General features: G+C 71.1%; 22 protein-coding genes. 15 read left to right on the top strand and 7 right to left on the bottom strand.

What is annotated here, in order from left to right:
• Positions 1-18 precede the first annotated feature (18 nt).
• The 3 genes from VKN16_21950 to VKN16_21940 are packed head-to-tail and all read right to left on the bottom strand — an operon-like array spanning position 19 to position 3,902.
• Positions 19-1,191 (bottom strand): DUF1343 domain-containing protein, encoded by a 1,173-nt coding sequence (locus tag VKN16_21950; GenBank protein ID HME96876.1) that lies wholly within the window; start codon positions 1,189-1,191, stop codon positions 19-21.
• Positions 1,188-2,327: a MaoC family dehydratase N-terminal domain-containing protein gene (locus VKN16_21945; GenBank protein HME96875.1), complete on the bottom strand. Its 1,140-nt coding sequence runs from the start codon at positions 2,325-2,327 to the stop codon at positions 1,188-1,190. Before VKN16_21945 ends, VKN16_21950 begins: the two co-directional genes overlap by 4 nt.
• 9 nt (positions 2,328-2,336) lie before the next feature.
• Positions 2,337-3,902, bottom strand: coding sequence for an AMP-binding protein (locus tag VKN16_21940; GenBank protein HME96874.1), 1,566 nt, complete (start codon positions 3,900-3,902; stop codon positions 2,337-2,339).
• A 93-nt stretch (positions 3,903-3,995) separates the two neighbouring features.
• Here VKN16_21940 and VKN16_21935 point away from each other — a divergent pair, with 93 nt between their 5' ends.
• From VKN16_21935 to murQ, 5 genes are read left to right on the top strand one after another with little or no spacing between them, the layout of a single operon-like run.
• Complete coding sequence (locus VKN16_21935) at positions 3,996-4,760, top strand: SDR family oxidoreductase (protein HME96873.1); 765 nt, start codon at positions 3,996-3,998, stop codon at positions 4,758-4,760.
• A 25-nt stretch (positions 4,761-4,785) separates the two neighbouring features.
• Positions 4,786-5,838 carry a hypothetical protein gene (locus tag VKN16_21930; GenBank protein ID HME96872.1) on the top strand — a complete coding sequence of 351 codons (1,053 nt, stop codon included), beginning with the start codon at positions 4,786-4,788 and terminating at the stop codon, positions 5,836-5,838.
• Positions 5,835-6,113, top strand: a complete 279-nt coding sequence (locus VKN16_21925) for a hypothetical protein (GenBank protein ID HME96871.1) — start codon at positions 5,835-5,837, stop codon at positions 6,111-6,113. Before VKN16_21930 ends, VKN16_21925 begins: the two co-directional genes overlap by 4 nt.
• Positions 6,114-6,134: 21 nt before the next feature.
• Positions 6,135-6,362 carry a hypothetical protein gene (locus VKN16_21920; protein ID HME96870.1) on the top strand — a complete coding sequence of 76 codons (228 nt, stop codon included), beginning with the start codon at positions 6,135-6,137 and terminating at the stop codon, positions 6,360-6,362.
• 1 nt (position 6,363) lies between these two features.
• A complete protein-coding gene (gene murQ / locus VKN16_21915) occupies positions 6,364-7,257 on the top strand; it encodes an N-acetylmuramic acid 6-phosphate etherase (protein HME96869.1) in 894 nt (297 codons plus the stop codon).
• Positions 7,258-7,345: 88 nt separating this feature from the next.
• On the opposite strand, the gene araD is transcribed toward murQ, so the two are convergent.
• Both araD and VKN16_21905 read right to left on the bottom strand, forming a co-directional pair.
• Positions 7,346-9,076 (bottom strand): L-arabinonate dehydratase, encoded by a 1,731-nt coding sequence (gene araD, locus VKN16_21910; protein HME96868.1) that lies wholly within the window; start codon positions 9,074-9,076, stop codon positions 7,346-7,348.
• Positions 9,077-9,090: 14 nt separating this feature from the next.
• Positions 9,091-9,657 (bottom strand): hypothetical protein, encoded by a 567-nt coding sequence (locus VKN16_21905; GenBank protein HME96867.1) that lies wholly within the window; start codon positions 9,655-9,657, stop codon positions 9,091-9,093.
• Between the two features lie 169 nt (positions 9,658-9,826).
• Here VKN16_21905 and VKN16_21900 point away from each other — a divergent pair, with 169 nt between their 5' ends.
• The 10 genes from VKN16_21900 to VKN16_21855 are packed head-to-tail and all read left to right on the top strand — an operon-like array spanning position 9,827 to position 17,577.
• The gene (locus VKN16_21900; protein HME96866.1) at positions 9,827-10,624 is read left to right on the top strand and encodes an SDR family NAD(P)-dependent oxidoreductase; all 798 of its coding nucleotides are present in this window, start codon (positions 9,827-9,829) and stop codon (positions 10,622-10,624) included.
• Positions 10,625-10,674: 50 nt separating this feature from the next.
• Complete coding sequence (locus VKN16_21895) at positions 10,675-11,091, top strand: DUF4864 domain-containing protein (protein HME96865.1); 417 nt, start codon at positions 10,675-10,677, stop codon at positions 11,089-11,091.
• Between the two features lie 46 nt (positions 11,092-11,137).
• Positions 11,138-12,331 (top strand): acyl-CoA dehydrogenase family protein, encoded by a 1,194-nt coding sequence (locus VKN16_21890; GenBank protein HME96864.1) that lies wholly within the window; start codon positions 11,138-11,140, stop codon positions 12,329-12,331.
• A 9-nt stretch (positions 12,332-12,340) separates the two neighbouring features.
• The gene (locus VKN16_21885) at positions 12,341-13,135 is read left to right on the top strand and encodes an enoyl-CoA hydratase-related protein (protein ID HME96863.1); all 795 of its coding nucleotides are present in this window, start codon (positions 12,341-12,343) and stop codon (positions 13,133-13,135) included.
• Between the two features lie 20 nt (positions 13,136-13,155).
• Positions 13,156-14,208 (top strand): glycosyltransferase family 2 protein, encoded by a 1,053-nt coding sequence (locus VKN16_21880; protein ID HME96862.1) that lies wholly within the window; start codon positions 13,156-13,158, stop codon positions 14,206-14,208.
• Positions 14,205-14,735, top strand: coding sequence for an O-acetyl-ADP-ribose deacetylase (locus VKN16_21875; protein HME96861.1), 531 nt, complete (start codon positions 14,205-14,207; stop codon positions 14,733-14,735). The genes VKN16_21880 and VKN16_21875 overlap by 4 nt, the downstream gene beginning before the upstream one ends.
• A gap of 22 nt (positions 14,736-14,757) precedes the next feature.
• Positions 14,758-15,291, top strand: a complete 534-nt coding sequence (locus tag VKN16_21870; protein ID HME96860.1) for a hypothetical protein — start codon at positions 14,758-14,760, stop codon at positions 15,289-15,291.
• A 17-nt stretch (positions 15,292-15,308) separates the two neighbouring features.
• Positions 15,309-16,046, top strand: a complete 738-nt coding sequence (locus VKN16_21865; GenBank protein ID HME96859.1) for a class I SAM-dependent methyltransferase — start codon at positions 15,309-15,311, stop codon at positions 16,044-16,046.
• Positions 16,047-16,095: 49 nt separating this feature from the next.
• Positions 16,096-16,569, top strand: coding sequence for a DinB family protein (locus tag VKN16_21860; protein HME96858.1), 474 nt, complete (start codon positions 16,096-16,098; stop codon positions 16,567-16,569).
• A 30-nt stretch (positions 16,570-16,599) separates the two neighbouring features.
• The gene (locus VKN16_21855) at positions 16,600-17,577 is read left to right on the top strand and encodes an ABC transporter substrate-binding protein (GenBank protein ID HME96857.1); all 978 of its coding nucleotides are present in this window, start codon (positions 16,600-16,602) and stop codon (positions 17,575-17,577) included.
• Between the two features lie 46 nt (positions 17,578-17,623).
• Here the strand turns inward: VKN16_21855 and VKN16_21850 are convergent, their stop codons facing one another.
• Together VKN16_21850 and VKN16_21845 are read right to left on the bottom strand one after the other, a co-directional pair.
• Positions 17,624-18,421, bottom strand: coding sequence for an enoyl-CoA hydratase/isomerase family protein (locus tag VKN16_21850; GenBank protein ID HME96856.1), 798 nt, complete (start codon positions 18,419-18,421; stop codon positions 17,624-17,626).
• A gap of 65 nt (positions 18,422-18,486) precedes the next feature.
• Positions 18,487-18,645 carry a hypothetical protein gene (locus tag VKN16_21845; protein ID HME96855.1) on the bottom strand — a complete coding sequence of 53 codons (159 nt, stop codon included), beginning with the start codon at positions 18,643-18,645 and terminating at the stop codon, positions 18,487-18,489.
• Between the last annotated feature and the right edge of the window lie 151 nt (positions 18,646-18,796).

Here is an 18,796-nt window from a genome sequence, read left to right as displayed (position 1 = left end):
CTCATCTATATAGGCTCATCATCTATATAGAAGGAAGGGCCGCCGGGCGCGGGCGAAGGCGGCCAGGTCTCCCCGCCAGGACGCTTCCATCCGCGACAGCGGGACGCCGCGCTCGATGTCGCGGCGGATGTGGTCGGTGCCCGCGATGAGATCGATCGGCAGCTTCTTCCACTGGAACTCGTAGGGTGGCCGCTTCCAGCGGAAGCCCCGCGGGGCCTGGCGACGCGCCTCGATGATCAGCGCCAGGTAGGTCGCGTACGACTTGAAGCGATCGGGGTCGGTGACGTGCACCTGCACGCCCTCGCAGGTGCGCCGCGCCCACTTGTGGAACATCGGCTCGAAGGCGGCGGCGCGGAAGCGCACGCCGGGCAGGCGGCGGCGCTCCAGCGCGGCGGCCAGCCGGACGCCGTCCAGGTACGGCGCGCCCACCCACTCGAAGGGCCGGGTGGTGCCGCGCGCCTCCGAGAGGTTCGTGCCCTCGAGCAGGCAGCCACCCGGGTAGACGCGCGCGGTGTCCGGCGTGGGCATGTTCGGCGACGGCGCCACCCACGGCAGGCCGGTCTCCTCCCACCGCATCCACCGCCGCCAGCCGGCCATCGGCACCACCGTGAGATCGCAGCCGAGTGCCTGCGTCTCGTTGTGGTACGCGGCCAGCTCGGCGATGGTCAGGCCGTGGCGGATGGGCAGCGGGTAGAGTCCCACGAACGAGGCGAAGCCCGGGTCGGCCCAGTTGCCCTCGACTCGCTCGCCCCCGAGCGGGTTCGGGCGGTCGAGGACGATCACCGGCTTGCCCACCCGCGCGCACACGCGCATGGCCAGCACGGTGGTCCACGCGAAGGTGTAGTAGCGCGAGCCCACGTCCTGCAGGTCGACGACGAGCACGTCGATGTCCCGCAGCATGGCCGGCGTCGGCTCGAGCCGCTTGCCGTAGAGGCTGTGGATGCGGAGCCGGCGCGCGCGGTCGAACTCGGTACCGATGTGGGCGTGGTCCTGCGCCACGCCGGCCAGGCCGTGCTCGGGCGCGAAGAGGGCGGTGAGCCGGGCCCGCGGCAAGCGCCGGACGACGTCGGCGGCATGGATGAGATCGTGGGTGACCGAGGCGGGATGCGAGAGCAGACCGACCCGGCGCCCGGCCAGCAGCGCGGGCAACCGGCTCCGCAGCACGTCGAGGCCGGCCCGGACGGCGGTCATCCGCGCGAGGGCAGCTCGACCACGCCGCCGCCGACCACCGATTGCTCGCCGTCCTGGTTGCGCGCCTCCTGCTCGATGTCGACCAGGTGGCGGCCGTTCTCGACGCGCTTGCCGGTGACGCGGCCCTCGATGATCAGGTAGTCGCCCTCCGGGTTGTGCCGGCGGATCTTGCAGTGCGCGCGGCGCAGGAAGCCATCGTCGCCCATCCAGTTGGTCAGGTGATGGGTGAGCCACGAGCAGCGCTCCGGGCCGTAGTCGTAGGCGCCGGGCGCGCCGACCGCGGTGGCGAAGTCGTGCTCCCAGTGCACGCGCTCCGGGCAGTCCGGGATGCCGAAGCGGTTCTTGATGCCGAGGCCCGAGTGCTTCGTGATCTGCTTCCAGTTGAGCTTGTTGGCGCGGATGTAGAGGCCGCCCCAGCCCTGGGCGTAGGCGATGAAGCCGGTGACGGTCATCGGGCCCTTGGCCATCTTCGGCAGCGCCTCGCCCACCGTCACGTCCTGCCAGTAGCGGGGCGTGGCGCCGCGGATCTCCTCCTGGGCGTAGAGACGGTAGACCTCGGCCAGCTCCTCGTCGGAATAGCGCCGGGGCGCCCGCGCCTTCACCTCCGTGTACTTGCGGCCCTGCTCGCGCGCGTGGTCGCGCTCGGTGCGGAAGCACCAGGAGTCGGCCTCGGCGAGCAGGTCGCCGTTCTGGTTGCGGAACGTCACGTGGTAGATCTGCTGGACCGCGCGCCCCGCGAAGCGCGTCTCGTGCTCGATCAGGTCCTTCAGCCACGCCTCCGTCGAGATCTCGTCGTTGCGCCGCGTCGGCTGGTGCCACGTCCAGTCGGCACCGGCCCACATCGCGTGCACGCCCGCGAGGCCGCCCACGTAGCCGGAGATGATGCGGCTGGTCGCGAAGAGGAACGAGGGCGGGGCGACGATGCCGCGGAAGCGCGTGCGCGCCGCGTAGGCCGGGTCGCACCAGAGCGGGTTGTCGTCGCCGATGCCGTGAGCGTAGTGGCGGATGTTGTCGCGGGTGGCCTCGTGGCACCAGGGCTCGAGCGTGTCGGTGATCGGGACGCCGATGCGGCGGCGGAGGTCGTCGAGGCCCTGCTGGGTGATCTTGGGGAACATCTGCTGCGTGGAGGACGGCATCGCTCTCTCCTAGGACGTGGGTACGGAGGCCCCGGCCTCGCGCTCGCGGAGGGCCTTGCGGTTGACCTTGCCGGCCGGCGTCTTGGGCAATTCGGTCACGAACTCGACCTGGCGCGGGTACTCGTGCTGGGCCAGCCGCGTGCGTGTCCACTCCTGCAGCTCGCGCGTGAAGGCCTCGTCGCCCCGACGTGGGCTGACGATGAAGGCCTTGACCACGAGACCGCGGAGGGCATCGGGCACGCCGATGACCGCGGCCTCGCGCACGTCGGGATGCTTGAGCAGCGCGCCCTCGACCTCCACCGCGCTGATCGTCCAGCCCGCCGAGATGATGACGTCGTCGGCGCGGCCACCGTGATAGAAGTAGCCCTCCGCGTCGGTCCAGCCGCGGTCCTTCGTCGGAAACCACCCGTCGCGACGCCGCACCCGGATCTCACCGGCCTCGTCCGGATCGCAGCGGCTGCCGTCGGGGCGCTGCACCTCGACCGCCACGTTGGGCACCGGCTTGCCGAGCGAGCCGGGCTTCACCACGAAGTCGGGCGCGCCCGGGTAGGAGGCGAGGATCACGCCCACCTCGGTGGTGCCGTACATGCTGCACACCGGCGTGCCGAAGGTGGCCTCGGCGAAGACGCGGGTGGCCTCGTCGATCGGCTCGCCGGTGAAGGAGAGCTTGCAGATCGCGTAGCGGTAGCGCGACGCGCTACCCGCGCTCTTCATCATCCGGTAGTGCGTGGCCGCGGCCGAGAGGTTGGTGATGCCGTGGTCGGCCAGGGCGCGCAAGAGGCGGTCGGCGTCGAAGCGGCCCGCGAAGGCGCCGGTGCCCACCCCGAGGGCCAGCGGGCCCAGGGTGCCGTGCCAGAGCCCGTGGCCCCACGCCGGCGACGACGGGCAGAAGAAGCGGTCGCCCGGCCGGATGCCGGTGCCGTAGAGCGCGGCGATCATCAGGGTCACGATGCTGCGATGCGTGTGCCGGACCGCGGCGGGCAGCTCGCGCGTGGTCCCGGAGGTGTACTGGAACACCGCGAGGTCGTCGGCCCGCGTGTCGGGCGCGTAGCGGTCGGGGTACCTCGCGAGCGCGGCGAGGAACGACTCGTCGGCGACCACGGTGGTGAGCCCGGGCACGTCGCGGGCGATGTCGGCCTGCGCGGGCGAGACGAGCAGCAGCCGCGGCGCGCAGTCGTCGATGCGCAGGCGCAGGCCGTCCGGACCGAAGAGGGTGAAGAGCGGCACCGCGATGGCCCCGCGCTTCACCGCGCCGAACATCCCGGCGTAGAACGGTAACGACGGCTCCAGCATGATGCCCACGCGCTCGCCGGGCGCGACGCCGCGATCGGCCAGGTAGTGCGCGAAGCGCGAGGACGCGGCGGCGAGCGCGCCGAAGGTGAGGAGCTCCTCGCTCCCGCCGCGCTCCGGTGAGTGGATCACCCGCACCGCGACCTCGCCGGCGGGATGGCGGTCGATGCACTCGTGGCCGATATTGAGGCGCTCGCGGTCGCCGTCGAAGAGCTCCCAGAGCCGGGCCGGGGTGCAGAGCCGCTGGGCGTCGGCGTAGGAGATGTGGTCGGTCAGCGTGGCCATGCCCGAGCCCATACTAGCAAAGCGCGTCGCGCAAATCGGTCGATTGACTGGCCGCGTCTCACGGGCTAACGTTCGGCCCCGGGAGGCCTACACATGACTTCGACTTCGACGCAGAAGGTCGCGATCGTCACCGGAGCGGGGAGCGGCATCGGCAAGGCCAGCGCGCTGGCCCTCATGAAGGAAGGCTACGCGGTGGTCTTCGCGGGACGGCGCAAGGACATGCTGGAATCCGCCGCCGCGGAGGGCAAGGGCACGTCGGGCAAGTCGCTCGTGGTGCCGACCGACGTCGGCAGTCCCGAATCGATCAAGGCGCTCTTCGCCACCACGAAGCAGACCTTCGGCCGGCTCGACGTCCTCTTCAACAACGCGGGTGGCGGGGCGCCCCCGGTCCTCCTGGAGGACCTCACCTACGAGCAGTGGCAGACGGTGGTCAACGCCAATCTCACCGGCGTGTTCCTGTGCACGCAGGAGGCCTTCAAGATGATGAAGGCCCAGACCCCGATGGGCGGGCGCATCATCAACAACGGCTCGATCTCGGCCCACGCCCCGCGGCCGAACTCGGCGCCCTACACCGCGACCAAGCACGGGGTCACCGGCCTCACCAAGGTGACCGCGCTCGACGGCCGCAAGTACGATATCGCGTGTGGCCAAATAGATATCGGCAACGCGGCCACCCCCATGACCGAGCGCATGGCCCGTGGCGTGCCCCAGGCCAACGGTACGACCGCGGCGGAGCCCACCATGAACGTGAAGGCGGTGGCCGACGCGGTGGTCTACATGTCGAGCCTGCCGCTCGACGCCAACGTGCTGTTCCTCACGGTGATGGCGACGAAGATGCCGTTCGTCGGGCGCGGCTGATCGGCGACCGGTCTCGGCCGATCCGATGAGCGAGATCGACGAGGCGGCCGACCCGGCCGCGCTGATCGAGGCGTACTACGACGCGGGGTGGACCGACGGCCTGCCGGTGGTGCCGCCGTCCGACGCCTCCATCGCGGCCACCCTGGCCGCGGCCGGCCTCCAGGGCCACGAGGTCCTCGGCGAGATCCCCGGGCGCAATACCGAAGTCGTCGCCGAGAAGGCCGCGATCAATGCGGTGATGGCGGGCTGCCGCCCCGAGTACATGCCGGTGGTGGTGGCCGCGGTGCGAAGCCTCTGCGATCCTGCGTTCGCCTACCACGGGCCGGCCAGCAGCACCGGCGGCTCCGCGATGGCGCTGGTCGTCAACGGCCCGATCTGCAAGCGCCTCGGCATCAACAGCGGCAACAACCTCTTCGGGCAGGGCCACCGGCCGAACGCGACCATCGGCCGTGCGGTGCGGCTCATCATGATGAACACGATGAACACGCGGCCCGGCTTCCTCGACCGCGCCACCCTGGGCAACCCGGGCAAGTACAGCTTCTGCTTCGCGGAGCACGAGGACGAGCACCCGTGGGAGCCGCTGCACGCCTCCCGGGGGCTCGCGCGCCACGAGAGCGCGGTCACCCTGATCGCCTCGAACAGCCTGTACCAGATCTACAATCAGCTCGCGGCCACGCCTGCGCCGCTGCTGCTCTGCTTCGCCGACGCGCTCGGCAACATGGGCTCGCCCAACCTCAAGGGCTTCAACCAGACGCTCATCGTCTTCGCGGGTGAGCACGCCGACATCTTGAAGGCCGCACGCTGGAGCCGGGGCGACGTGCAGCAATTCCTGATGGAGCACACGCGCCGGCGGCTGGCCGACTTCAAGCGCGCGGCGCGCGTGCCGGGCGCGGTCGCCGCGGCGGACGAGACGACGTGGCGGCACGTCTTCGAGCGCCCCGACGATATCCTGATCGTGTGCGCGGGCGGCCGGGCCGGCTCCTGGTCGGCGTGTCTGCCCGGGTGGGGCAACAAGTGGACGCGGGCGGTGACCACGCGCATCGACGACGTGGCGACGCCCCGGGGGAGGCAGGCATGAAGCTCTTCGACCCGACCTCGAAGCCGGTGGAGCGCGCGGTGGTGCTGGCCCCTCGGCCGGCGAGTCCGCGCGGGCTCCGCATCGGGCTGGTGGACAACACGAAGTTCAACTCCGACACGCTGCTGCGGAAGCTGGCCGACCGGCTGGCCGCGCGCCACCACATGACGGTCAGCGTGACGAGCCGCAAGCGCTCGCCGAGCCACGAGGTGGACGAGGCCGGCATCGCGGCGCTGCGGGCCCAGGCCGATCTCGTCATCTCCGGCATCGGCGACTGAGGGTCGTGCAGCTCGAGCAGTGTGCTCGACGCGATCCTGATGGAAGAGCAGGGGGTGCCCGGCATCGCCATCGTCACCACCCCGTTCCGCAACACCGGGAAGGCGATGGCCGAGAGCTGGGGCAAGCCGGGTTATCCGTTCCTCGACACGCCACATCCCATCGCCAACCTCACCGAGGCCGAGCTGGACGAGCGGGCCGATCGGCTCGCCGACGCGGTCGAGGAGTGGCTCGGCTTCGAAGCGCACTAGGGTGAGCCGTATCGGCTACGATCGGCTGCCCACCGAGCGCGCCGACCCGCGCACCGGGCAGCTCGATCGGCTCTCCGCCGCGCAGATCGCGCGGCTCATGAACCGCGCCGACCGCCGCGCCGTCTCCGCGGTGGGCCGCGCCGCGCCGGCCATCGGGCGCGCGGTGGATCTCATCGTGCGCGCGCTCTCGCGCCGCGGGCGGCTCGTGTTCGTGGGCGCGGGCACCAGCGGGCGGCTCGGCGTGCTCGAGGCCGCCGAGTGCCCGCCCACCTTCGGCACGCCGCCCTCGCTGGTGCAGGCGGTGATCGCGGGGGGCCGGCGCAGCGTGTTCCGCTCGGCGGAGGGCGCGGAGGACGACGGACCCGAGGGCGCCCGGCAGATCCGGCGGCGCGTGCGCCGTGGCGATGTGGTGGTGGGCATCGCGGCCAGTGGCGTCACCCCGTTCGTGCGCGCGGCCCTGCGGGAGGCGCGCAAGCGCGGGGCCGCCACCGCGCTGGTCACCTGCAACCCGCAGGTGCCGGCGTCGGCGGCCCGCGTGGTCATCGCGCTGGCCGTCGGCCCGGAGGTGCTCACCGGCTCCACGCGGCTGAAGGCGGGCACCGCGACGAAGCTCGCGCTCAACACGCTGACCACCGCGTCGTTCGCGCGCCTGGGCAAGGTCTACGGCAACCGCATGGTGGACCTGCGCCCGCGCTCGGCCAAGCTGCGCGCCCGCGCCCTGCGCCTGGTGCGCCAGCTCGGCCGCGTGAGCCCGCGCGAGGCCCAGCGCCTGCTCGCCGCCTCCGGCGCCAGCGCCAAGGTCGCCATCGCCATGGCCCGCCTCGGCGTCGACGCCCCCGAGGCCCGCCGCCGCCTCAAGCGCGCCGCCGGCTCCCTCCGCCGCGCGCTCGAGTAATGGGGTCAGGTCTTACATTCCGACATTTCTCCGGGGTAGCGCTGACGAGCGCGGGGCGGAAATGTCGGAATGTAAGACCTGACCCCAGTCAGGAGTGACTGGGGCCGGCGGTGTCCTCGGCGCGGACCGGGGTCTTGCCGCGGAGGAAGTCGAAGTCGCAGCCCTCGTGGGCCTGGAGCACGTGGTCCAGGAAGAGGCGGCCGTAGCCGCGGGTGTAGTGGGGCGGGCGCGGCTTCCACCGGGCGCGACGGCGGGCCAGCTCCTCGTCGGACACCCGCAGGGTCAGCCGGCGGTTCGGGACGTCCAGCTCGATCACGTCGCCGTCCTGCACGAGGGCCAGCGGCCCGCCCGCCTCGGCCTCCGGGGAGACGTGGAGCGCCACGGTCCCGTACGATGTCCCGCTCATCCGCGCGTCCGAGATTCGCACCATGTCGCGCACGCCCTTCTGCAGGAGCTTGCGCGGGATCGGCGCGGCGCCCCACTCCGGCATCCCCGGCGCGCCCTTCGGCCCCACGCGCTTGAGCACCAGCACGCACGTCTCGTCGACGTCGAGCGCGGGGTCGTCGATGCGCGCGTGCAGATCGGCGTGGTCCTCGAACACCACCGCGCGCCCGCGATGGGTGAGCAGATGCGGGGAGGCCGCCGACTGCTTCAGCACCGCCCCGTTCGGGCACAGGTTGCCGGTGAGGATGGCGGTGCCGCCCTCGCTCAGGATCGGCATGGCGAGCGGGCGGATCACGTCCTCGTTGTAGTTGACCGCCGCCTCGTTGTTGGCCGCGATGGACCGGCCGGTGACGGTGAGCGCGTCGCGGTGCAGGAGCGGCATCAGCTCCTTCAGCACCACGGGCAGCCCTCCCGCGTAGAAGAAGTCCTCCATGAGGTACTTGCCCGACGGCCGCACGTTGAGCAGCATCGGCGTGGTGCGCGACAGCTCGTCGAAGCGCGCGAGGGGCAGGTCCACCCCGGCCCGGCCCGCGATGGCGACGAGATGGATGATCGCGTTGGTGGACCCGCCGATGGCCATGCCGGTGCGGACCGCGTTGTCGAAGGCCTCACGCGTGAGGATCCTGGAGGGCTTGAGGTCTTCGCGCACCATCTCCATGATCCGGCGCCCCGACATCTCGGCCAGCGCCATCCGGCGCGAGTCCGCCGCGGGAATGGCCGCGTTGCCGGGCAGAGTCATGCCGAGCGTCTCGGCCATCGAGGCCATGGTGGACGCGGTGCCCATCACCATGCAGTGCCCGGCCGAGCGCGACAGGCAGGATTCGATCTCGCAGAACTCTTCCTCGGTGAGCCGGCCGGCACGCCGCTCGGCCCAGAAGCGCCAGTTGTCGGTGCCGGAGCCGATGTCCTCGGTGCGCCAGCGCCCGCGCAGCATGGGCCCACCGGTCACCACGATCGAGGGCACGTCGGCGGAGGCCGCGCCCATCAGCATGGCGGGCGTGGTCTTGTCGCAGCCGGAGAGCAGCACCACGCCGTCCAGCGGATAGGCGCGGATGCACTCCTCCACGTCCATCGCCATCAGGTTGCGGAAGAGCATGGTGGTCGGCTTCATGAGGATCTCGCCGAGCGAGATGGTCGGGAACTCCAGCGGGAAGCCGCCCGCCGAGAGCACGCCCCGCTTCACCGCCTCCGCCACCTGGCGCAGGTGCGCATTGCAGTTGGTCAGCTCGGACCAGGAGTTGGCGATGCCGATCACCGGCCGGCCGTCGAACATCAGCTCGCTGAAGCCCTCGGCCTTGATCCACGAGCGGTGGGCGAAGCCGTCCAGGTCCTTCTTGCCGAACCAGTTGTGGCTGCGCAGCGTGGGCGTGCTCACCGCGGGATCTCCTTTCACTGGAGCGGCCGGGCGGTGGACGTGGTGACCAGGCTGGTCTCCACGACCACGCCGCGCTCGTCGAACACGAGGGCCAGCACCCGGCTGACCTGATCGAGCGTCGCCCCCGCCGAGGTCCGCTCGGTGCGCGTATAGCTGTAGACGTCGGCGCGGCGGCCCGGCACCGGGACGTAGGCGGACGGATAGATGAACTGCCCGGTGGGCGCGCCCAGCAGGCGCAGCGTCTCGGCCCGCGTGGTCTGCCCCCGCTTGATCTGCTTCGCGGCCGCCTCGTCGAACGTGGTCCGGTCGGCCGCGAAGGAGCTGGAGTAGTCGAAGCCGACGAGGCGGCCGCCGTTGAACGTGTAGACCATCGCCCGAGCCGCGACCTGGTCGCCGACGGTCTCGACATGCGTGTACTGCAGCACCAGCACCGTCTGGTCGCCCACCTGGCCGGTGGCCTGCCCGTCGGGCTGGCCGAATCGCTGGCGGATCTCCTGCTCGGTGGTCTTGCCGAGCGTGAAGCCGGCCGGATCGGGCCGGTTGAAGTCGGCGGCGAGCAGGCAGCCGCCGGCCAGGACCACGGCGAGGATACGGCAGCACACGGATCGCGGTGACGACATGGCAGCGGCCCCACGCTATAGCGAGCGTGGCCACGCGTCAATGTGATCCGTGCGAGCGAGCCGGCGGGCTGCGCACCCGTTTCGACCGGTATAGAATGTGCGGGCGCCAACTCCAGGTGAGGAGGTCGAGATGAGGCTCGCAGGCAAGGTGGCGGTGGTGACCGGCGGCGGCGCCGGGATCGGGCGCGGCATCGTGCTGGGCATGGCGCGGGAAGGCGCGGACGTCGCGATCCCCGACATCCAGGACGCCAACGCCCAGGCGGTGGTGAAGGAGGTGCTGGGGATGGGCCGCCGGGCCATCTCGATGCGCTGCGATGTCACGAAGGGCGCCGAGGTCCAGGCCACGGTGGATCGCATCCGCAAGGAGATGGGCCAGATCGACATCCTGGTGAACAACGCGGGCATGGCCTCCGCGCCCGGGATGCCGTTCACCAACAACTCCGAGGAGGACTGGGACCGCACCTACGCGGTCAACCTCAAGTCGGTCTTTCTCATGTGCAAGGCGCTCGCGCCCTACTTCATCGAGCGCAAGGCCGGGCGCATCATCAACATCGCGTCGATCGCGGGGCCGCTGGCCGCGCTCACCATGCCGCCCTATTCGGTGGCCAAGGGCGGCGTCATCACCTTCACGCGCGTGATGGCCAAGGAGCTGGCGCCCCACGGCATCACCGTGAATGCGATCTGCCCCGGCGTGCTGTGGACCGCATTCTGGGAGAAGCTCGCGCAGTACATCGCCGACACCAACCCGGCCTTCAAGGGCATGACCGCGCGGCAGGTGTTCGACAAGCGCGTGGGGGACATCATCCCGATGAAGCGCGAGCAGACGCCGGAGGACATCGGGCACGCCGCGGTGTTCCTCGCCTCCGAGGAGGCGCGCAACATCACCGGCCAGGCGCTCAACGTCGACGGCGGCTCCGTCATGCACTAGCACCCCCTCTCCCCTCGGGGGAGAGGGCAGGGTGAGGGGTGGTCCAGACAATGATCCGTCGGCAATTCGTACTCGCGTTCCTGCTGCTCCTGCTCGGCGCCACCGGCGCGCGGGCGCAGGCCGCCAGCACCGACGCGAAAGCGGCGGCGGTCCCGGTGGTGAAGCAGCTGGAGGCGTTCCGGCGCGACGACTTCGACACCGCGTTCACCTTCGCGTCCGGCACGATCCAGGAGCGCTTCGACCGGCGGAACTTCGAGGCGATGGTGCGCCGCGGGTATCCGGAGATCGCGCAGTCGACGTTCGCGGCCGTGACCAAGACCGAGCTCGAGTCGCCGGGGCTGGCCTACGTGACCGTGAAGATCCGCGGCGCGAACGGGCAGAGCATCGAGGCGCTCTACGAGATGGTCTGGGAGGACGACTGGAAGATCAACGGCGTGGCCACCCGGCCCGACGCCAGCATCATCTAAGTTTCTCACCCTGCCCTCGCCCCTCAGGGGAGAGGGAGGAGGAGACATGGACTTCGACTTCACGCAGGAGCAGCAGGACTTCCGCCAGGAGGTGCGCGCCTGGCTGGCCGAGAACGTGCCGACCGCCATGAAGGGCCGCGGCTTCGCCTCCTCGCGCGCCGAGGTGGAGGAGGTCAACCGCCTCCGCGAGTGGCAGCGCACCCTGCACAAGGCGGGCTACGTGGGGATGGACTGGCCGGCCGAGTACGGCGGCCGCGGCGCGTCCATCATGGAGCAGGTGATTCTCTACGAGGAGCTGTCGCGCGCGGGCAGCCCGCAGCCGCTCAATCGCAGCGGGCTCAGCATGCTCGGCCCGACCCTGATGAAGCACGGCACGCCGGCCCAGCGCGCGAAGCATCTCGACCGCATCCTCACCGCCGAGGACATCTGGTGTCAGGGCTTCTCCGAGCCCAACGCGGGCAGCGACCTGGCGAATCTGCAGACCCGCGCGGTGCTCGACGGCGACCACTACGTGCTGAACGGGCAGAAGGTGTGGACCAGCATGGCCCACGTGGCCGCGTGGGGGTTCTTCCTCGTGCGGACCGATCCCGCCGCGGCCAAGCACAAGGGCATCACCTTCCTGCTGCTCGACATGAAGAGCCCGGGCATCACCATCCGGCCGCTCCGCCAGATCACCGGCGAGGCCGAGTTCAACGAGGTGTTCCTCGAGAACGTGCGGGTGCCCGCCACCAACGTGGTCGGCAAGGTGAACGAAGGCTGGGGCGTGGCGCTGACCACCCTGGCCTACGAGCGCGACGTGCTCACCATGATCCGCCACATCAGCCTGCGCACCGCGCTGCACCGGCTGCTGTCGCTGGCCGGCCGCACCATCAGGAACGGGCGGCCCGCGTCGGAGGACCCGGTGGTGCGGCAGAAGATCGCCGCGCTCGCCATCGGCGAGCGGGTGCTGCAGCTCAACGGCTACCGCAGCCTGACCAGGATCCTGAAGGGCGGCGCGCCCGGGCCCGAGGGCTCGACCTCCAAGCTCTTCTGGAGCCAGCTCGATCAGGAGCTGGCCGAGCTGGCCACCGAGATCATCGGCCCCTACTCGCAGCTCCAGGCGGGCAGCGCGCTGGCCCCCGACGAGGGCGAGTGGGCATTCTACTGCCTGCTGGCCCGGGGCAGCGGCATCCGCGCGGGCACGACCGAGATCCTGCGCAACATCCTGGGCGAGCGCGTGCTCGGCCTACCCAAAGACTAGGAGACCGCCGTGGCCACCGAGACCAGCGAGCTGCTCTACGAGGTGAAGGACCGCATCGCCACCATCACGCTCAACCGGCCCGACAAGATGAACGCGTTCACCGGCCCCATGATCGAGCGCTGGGCCGCCTCGCTCCACGAGGCGCAGCGCGATCCCAACGTCAACGTGGTGGTGGTCACCGGCGCGGGCAAGGCGTTCTGCTCGGGCGGCGACGTGGGACGGATGGGCTCGGGCGATCCCACCCCGCTCGACAACAAGAACGGGCTGTGGGAGCACATCCACAACGTGCCGAGGACGCTGGAGGCGATGGACAAGCCGGTCATCGCCATGGTGAACGGCGTGGCGGTCGGCGCGGGCATGGGGATGTCCCTCATGTGCGACATGCGCATCGCCTCCGAGCAGGCCCGCTTCTCCACCGGCTACGTGCGGGTCGGCCTGGTGCCGGGCGACGGTGACACCTACTTCCTGCCGCGGCTGATCGGCACCGCCCGTGCGCTCGAGCTGCTGTGGACCGCCGACTTCATCGAGGCGCCGCGGGCGCTCGAGCTGGGCATCGTGAACCGGGTGGTGCCGCACGACAAGCTGGCCGAGGAGACGTATGCGTTTGCCCGGCGCGTGGCCGACGGTCCGCAGATTCCGGTTCGCATGATAAAGAGGCTGGTCTACCAGTCCATGCGCCTGGACCTGCGCACGCACCTGGACCTGGTCTCCTCGCACATGGCGGTGGTGCGCGAGACCGAGGACCACAAGGAAGGCGTGCAGGCCTTCAAGGACAAGCGCGCGCCGAAGTTCCGGGGTCGCTAGGGGCGCGAGAGGCCCGCGGCGTGCCCGGGCCGCCGGCGGTCTGGGTGGTCGTCCTCAACTGGAACGGGGTGGCGGCCACGCTCGAGTGCCTGCAGTCGCTGAAGCGGCTCCGCTATCCGAACGTCGCGACGCTGGTGGTGGACAATGGCTCCGCCGCGCCGGAAGCGGGTAGGATCGAGGCCAGCGCCCTCGCGACCGCCGTCCTCCGGAATCCGGAAAACCTGGGCTTCGCGGCCGGGTCCAACGCGGGGATTCGCTACGCGCTGGAGCGAGGCGCTGCCTACGTCTGGCTGCTGAACAACGATACTGTCGTCGATCCCCATTGTCTCGACGCGCTGGTCAGCGCTGGCGAGAGCGACGATCGAATCGGCCTGCTGAGCCCCGTACTCTATGACTACGACCCGCCGCACGCGGTCCAGTACGCGGGGACCCTCGTGGATCTCCCGGGAGGGCGTCTGCAGAAGTTCACCGCCCTCGACCAGCCGGCGGCGCACAGACACGAGGGACGCCTGGCTCTCTGGGGCACGGCGCTCTTGATCAAGCGGCGAGTCGTGGAACGGGTGGGGCTGCTGGACGAGCGCTACTTCGCCTATGTCGAGGACATGGACTTCTGCGTTCGCGCGATGGCGGCCGGCTTCGCCACGCGCCTCGTGCGGGATGCCTCCGTTTACCACAAGCACGGTCTCGCGCTCGGGGGTCCAACCGGGGTCCTGCGCGAGTACTTGATGATCCGCAACGTGTATCTCTTCTGGACGACCTACCTGCGGGGCTGGCGCCGCTGGCGCTATAGGCTGCGGTACCCCCCGTGGGTGCTTTCCCGCTGCCTCGATGCGCAACTCCGTGGCCGCGCCGACGCCGAGGCGTACATTGCGAGCGCCGGCTGGGACGCGCTGCGCGGCCACTGGGGGTCCTGGGAGAGCCGGGGACGGGCGCCGGCCTCGCTCCGTGCGGTCGCGAGGGCAGCACTAGGCTGGCACCCTTACTTCTGGGCCATGCTGCTGGCAGGCGACTTCCGCGGATTGATTGCCGCGACGCGCGCACGGATCTTGGCGCCCCGGCGCGGTGGCAAGTGAGCCAAGTGCCCGGCGTGGCGCCCGCCGTGGACGTGAGCGCGCGACTGGTGGACATCACGACGCTGCCGGTGGACGCCATCCTCAACGCGGCCAACGAGCGGCTCGCGCCCGGCGGCGGCGTGTGCGGGGCCATCCATGCCAAGGCCGGCCCCGAGTTGGCGGTGGCCTGCACCGCCCTGGGCGGCTGCCCGACCGGCGAGGCCCGCATCACGCCGGGCTTCCGGCTGCCGGTCCGCCACGTGATCCACGCCGTCGGCCCGGTCTGGCAGGGCGGCGGCGCGGGCGAGGCGGAATTGCTGGCGTCGGCCTACCGCGCGTCGCTGCGACTCGCCGAGGAGCACGGGCTGAGCAGCGTCGCGTTCCCCGCGATCAGCACCGGGATCTACGGCTATCCGTTGCGGCCGGCCACCGGGATCGCGGTGCGCACCGTCCGCGACGCGCGTCATCACCTTCTCCGCCAGGTTGTCTTCGCCTGCTTCGGCGCCGACGCGCTGCAGGCCTACCGCGACGAAGGGGTTGCCGGGTGAGCCGGCCGAGGGGGATCGCGCGATGATCAAGCGAGTCCGGTACTTCGCCGGCCAGCTCCTGGGCGCCGAGGATTTCGAGACCGAACAGCGCTACGTGATCGACCGGCTCCGGAGGCTCAACCGCTGGCTGCACGGCTGGGGCATCGCCGGCGGGCTCGGGGTCTCGGTGAGCCTGGGGGAGATCGTGGTGAGCCCGGGTCTCGCGCTCGACTGCGTCGGCAACGAGATCGAGGTGGAGCGGCCGACATGCATGGCATTGCCGGTGAGCGGCCGGGCGAGCTATCTGACGCTCGCGTTCACCGAGCGCCCCGTCGATCCGCAGCCGGCACTCTTCGATCCGCCCGCCGCCGACGAGATGTCGGTCGAGTACCGGCGCATCGAGGAGTCCGGCATCCTCGCCCTCGAGCCCGGCGATCCCGCACGGAGGCACGGCAACCGGCCACGTCGATCGGACACGTGCGGCCTCGCCCATCCCATCGCGATCGCCCGGCTGGTGCGCGTGCGCTCCCGCTGGCGGCTCGACGCGCGCTACCGCCCGGGCCGCGCCCGGCGGTGACGCGCCGGCATCACGCGATGGACCCGCAGAACATCTACGACGACGACCGCTTCTTCGCCGGCTACTCCTCGCTCGAGCGCTTCGGGGCCGGCTGGCGGCAGGCCATGGAGCACGACGACCTGGTCGGCCTCTTGCCGCCGGTGACCGGACGGCGCGTGCTCGACCTGGGCTGCGGGGTCGGGCAGCTCGCGCATCACCTCGCTACGAGCGGCGCGAGTGTCGTCGGCGTCGACCTCTCCGAGCGCATGCTGGAGCGGGCGCGGACCGATTGGGCGCATCCGCGCGTGATCTACCGCCGGGAGGCCATCGAGCGTCTCGACTTCGAGCCCGCGCGGTTCGATCTGGTCGTCAGCTCGCTCGCTCTGCACTACGTCGAGGACTACGCCGGGCTGATGTCGCGGATCGCCTCGTGGCTAGCTCCCGGCGGCGTGCTCGTCTACTCCGTCGAGCATCCCATCTACACCGCGCGCCTGCCCGGCGAGGGCTGGGTGGTGGACACGTCGGGCCGGCGCACCGGCTGGAGTCTCGACCGCTACGCCGAGGAGGGCGCCCGCGAGGAGACGTGGTTCGTGGCCGGCGTGCGCAAGGTGCATCGCACGCTGGCCACGCTGCTCAACGGTCTCGTCGACGCGGGCCTGGTCGTCGAGCGCGTGGTCGAGCCGGTGCCGAGCGAGCGGTGGCTGCGCGAGCATCCCGACTGGGCCGACGAGCGCCGGCGGCCCATCTTCCTGCTGGTGCGCGCGCGCCGGCCCTGACGGGTCACGTGCTTGACGGCCGGGCGGCGGCGGGCCAGAATCGGCGCCCATGACGCCCGAGCATCGCCGGCTGATCGAGCGCATCCGGTCGTCCGCGCTGGTGGTGCGCCACGCGGTGGAGGCGGCGCCGCGCGGCCGGTTCGCCGTCGCGCCGAAGCCGGGGGAGTGGTCCGCGCTCGAGACCCTGACTCACGTGCGCGACGTGATCGTCCACGTCTACGGCCTGCGCCTCCGGCGGCTCTTCTACGAGGACGGGCCGCTCTTCGCCGACTTCGACGAGGAAGCCTACCGCCCGGCCAGCCTGGCGCGCGGCGAGAGCGTGGAATATCTCCTCGACACCATCGTGGGCGAGCACGAGCAGCTGGCGCGCCTGCTCGAGGCGGTGCCCGACGCCGAGTGGGCCCGCGAGGGGCGCCATCCGCAGTACGGCGTCATGTCCATCGAGTTTCTCGCGCGGCGGGTGGGCGAGCACGCCGAGGAGCACGCCGCCCAGATGACCGCCGCGGTCCGCGCTCGCGCGTAGAGAATCCGCGATGACACGGGGCGGGCGCGGGTGATCGGGCGTCGCGCCTTTGTCAAAGGCCTCGGTGCGGCCCTGGCCTTCCGGCCCGCGCGAGCGCTGGGCCAGGGGCCCGCGAAGCCGCCTCGCATCGGCTGGCTCACCAGCAGTGTGCTGCATACGCGGAACGTGGAGGCGTTCCGGAACGAGATGCAGGCGCTCGGCCATCGCGATCTGAGCCTCGAAGTACGGGCGGCCGAGGGCAAGATGGACCGGCTACCCGCGCTGGCCGCCCAGCTTGCGACCGTTCCCGTGGATGTGATCGTGACCGACGGCGGCCCCGCGATCGTCGCGGCCAAGCGCGCCACGGCCACGATCCCGATCGTCATCGGCGCTGCCGCGATCGATCTGGTCCAGCAGGGCCTGGTGACGAGCCTGGCGCGCCCGGGTGGCAACATCACCGGCTTCCTGATCTCCACCGGCTCCGAGCTCGACAGCAAACGGCTCGAGCTGCTGCGCGAGGCACTGCCGTCACTCGCGCGCGTCGCGGTGGTCTGGAACCCGCGCAACGACGCAAACCCGCACAAGCTGGCGAGTCTCGAGGCCCCGGCGCAGGCCCTCGGCGTGCAGCTCGAGAGCATCCAGGCCCGCGACGTCCAGGAGATCGAGCGCGGGCTCGGCGCCGGGTCCCGGAGGCGCGTGGATGCGATGCTGATGCTGGCCGACGCCTACTTCTGGAGCCAGCGCGACCGCATCGTCGCGGTGGCGGCCCGGCACCGGCTGCCCGCAATGTACGCGGAGCTGGAGTTCGGCGAATCCGGCGGCCTGATGGCGTACGGACCCTCCGTCGCCCACAACTTCCGCCGGGCGGCGGGCTACGTGGATCGCATTCTCAAGGGGGCGAAGCCGGGCGATTTGCCGATCGAGCAGCCGGCCACGCTGGAGCTGATGATCAACCTCAAAGTCGCCCGCGCGCTCGGCCTGACGATCCCCCAGTCGCTGCTCGTCCGGGCCGCGCACATCGTCGAGTGACCGGCTGATCGCCGAGCAAGCCACCGCCCGCTGAAGCGCTCCCGGCTCAGCGTGCCGACGGAAACTTCGGCGGCCGCTTCTGGCGGATCGCCGCCGCGCCCTCGCGCACGTCCTCGTCCATGAACGTCAGCATCTCCAGCGCGATGGACTGATCGAAGATCGGCCCGGCCATGCGCAGCCAGTTGTTCAGCGAGCGCTTGGTCCAGCGGATCGCCTGCTGGGCGCCGTTGGCGAGCTTGTCGGCCACCTCGAAGGCCTTCGGCATCAGGTCGGCGGGCGGCACGCACAGACTGACCAGGCCGATGCGCTCGGCCTCGCGGCCGTCGATGAAGTCGGAGGTGAGCAGGTAGTACTTGGCCTTGGCCATGCCGCAGAGCAGGGGCCACACGATGGCCGCGTGGTCGCCCGCCACCACCCCCAGCTTGGTGTGGCCGTCGGTGAAGCGCGCGGTCTCCGAGATGATGCTGATGTCCGACATCAGCGCCACCACGAGGCCCGCGCCCACCGCCACGCCGTTGATCGCCGAGATCACCGGCTTGTCGAGGTTGATCATGTTGTAGACGATGTCGGAGGCCTCGCGCACGGTCCGGGCGAGGCGCTTCGGATCCCGGCTGTTGGCCTCGACCATGTCGAGATCGCCGCCCGCCGAGAAGGCCCGGCCCGCGCCGGTGACCACCGCGACGCGCGCGCTGTCGTCGGCGTCGAGGGTCGGCCAGACCTGGGTCAGCTCCCAGTGCAGCCGGTCGTTGGTGGCGTTCAGCACCTCCGGCCGGTTGATCGTGATCAGCACGACCCCGTTGGGCCGGCGCTCGAAGAGCAGGTGCTGGTAGTCCCGATAGTCCATGGCGAGCCGCCTCCTGTCGGATATGAGGTCCGTTGGGAGGCTAGCACGGCTCGCGCGACTCCCGCTCAGGTCACCGCGGCGAGCTGGCCGATGATGGCCGCGCAGGCGTCCGCCAGCTCGGTGCCCCTGGTGCGCATGGGCGCCTTGAAGAACTCCTCGTGCACCGCGTGCTCGTGGAAATAGTGGGGAGCCAGCACCGCGGAGAGCGCGAGACTGCCGGGCACCGAGAAGCGCTCGACGTCGCCCGGCCCTGTACCGTGCCGGCCATCTCGCTCATGGACGCCTGGCGGCAGTGGTCGGTGATGTCGGTGTGCCATGGGCCATGGCGCTCCTCCGTTGAGTGAGGTGTGGCCCGCAGCGTAGACGGCCGCCCCG

The sequence above is a fragment of the Candidatus Methylomirabilota bacterium genome (assembly GCA_035315345.1).
Classification (GTDB): Bacteria; Methylomirabilota; Methylomirabilia; order Rokubacteriales; family CSP1-6; genus CAMLFJ01.
The sequence above is the reverse complement of the archived record's forward strand: the minus strand, read 5'-3'. Positions and strand labels throughout refer to the sequence as shown.

Excerpts from the sequence above, each read along its gene's own strand:
- VKN16_21895 (HME96865.1), top strand. The coding sequence starts at position 10,675 with ATGATCCGTCGGCAATTCGTACTCGCGTTCCTGCTGCTCCTGCTCGGC.
- VKN16_21890 (HME96864.1), top strand. The coding sequence starts at position 11,138 with ATGGACTTCGACTTCACGCAGGAGCAGCAGGACTTCCGCCAGGAGGTG.
- VKN16_21945 (HME96875.1), bottom strand. The coding sequence starts at position 2,327 with ATGCCGTCCTCCACGCAGCAGATGTTCCCCAAGATCACCCAGCAGGGC.
- VKN16_21925 (HME96871.1), top strand. The coding sequence starts at position 5,835 with ATGAAGCTCTTCGACCCGACCTCGAAGCCGGTGGAGCGCGCGGTGGTG.
- VKN16_21935 (HME96873.1), top strand. The coding sequence starts at position 3,996 with ATGACTTCGACTTCGACGCAGAAGGTCGCGATCGTCACCGGAGCGGGG.
- VKN16_21870 (HME96860.1), top strand. The coding sequence starts at position 14,758 with ATGATCAAGCGAGTCCGGTACTTCGCCGGCCAGCTCCTGGGCGCCGAG.
- VKN16_21930 (HME96872.1), top strand. The coding sequence starts at position 4,786 with ATGAGCGAGATCGACGAGGCGGCCGACCCGGCCGCGCTGATCGAGGCG.
- VKN16_21900 (HME96866.1), top strand. The coding sequence starts at position 9,827 with ATGAGGCTCGCAGGCAAGGTGGCGGTGGTGACCGGCGGCGGCGCCGGG.
- VKN16_21865 (HME96859.1), top strand. The coding sequence starts at position 15,309 with ATGGACCCGCAGAACATCTACGACGACGACCGCTTCTTCGCCGGCTAC.
- VKN16_21850 (HME96856.1), bottom strand. The coding sequence starts at position 18,421 with ATGGACTATCGGGACTACCAGCACCTGCTCTTCGAGCGCCGGCCCAAC.
- VKN16_21950 (HME96876.1), bottom strand. The coding sequence starts at position 1,191 with ATGACCGCCGTCCGGGCCGGCCTCGACGTGCTGCGGAGCCGGTTGCCC.
- VKN16_21940 (HME96874.1), bottom strand. The coding sequence starts at position 3,902 with ATGGCCACGCTGACCGACCACATCTCCTACGCCGACGCCCAGCGGCTC.
- VKN16_21860 (HME96858.1), top strand. The coding sequence starts at position 16,096 with ATGACGCCCGAGCATCGCCGGCTGATCGAGCGCATCCGGTCGTCCGCG.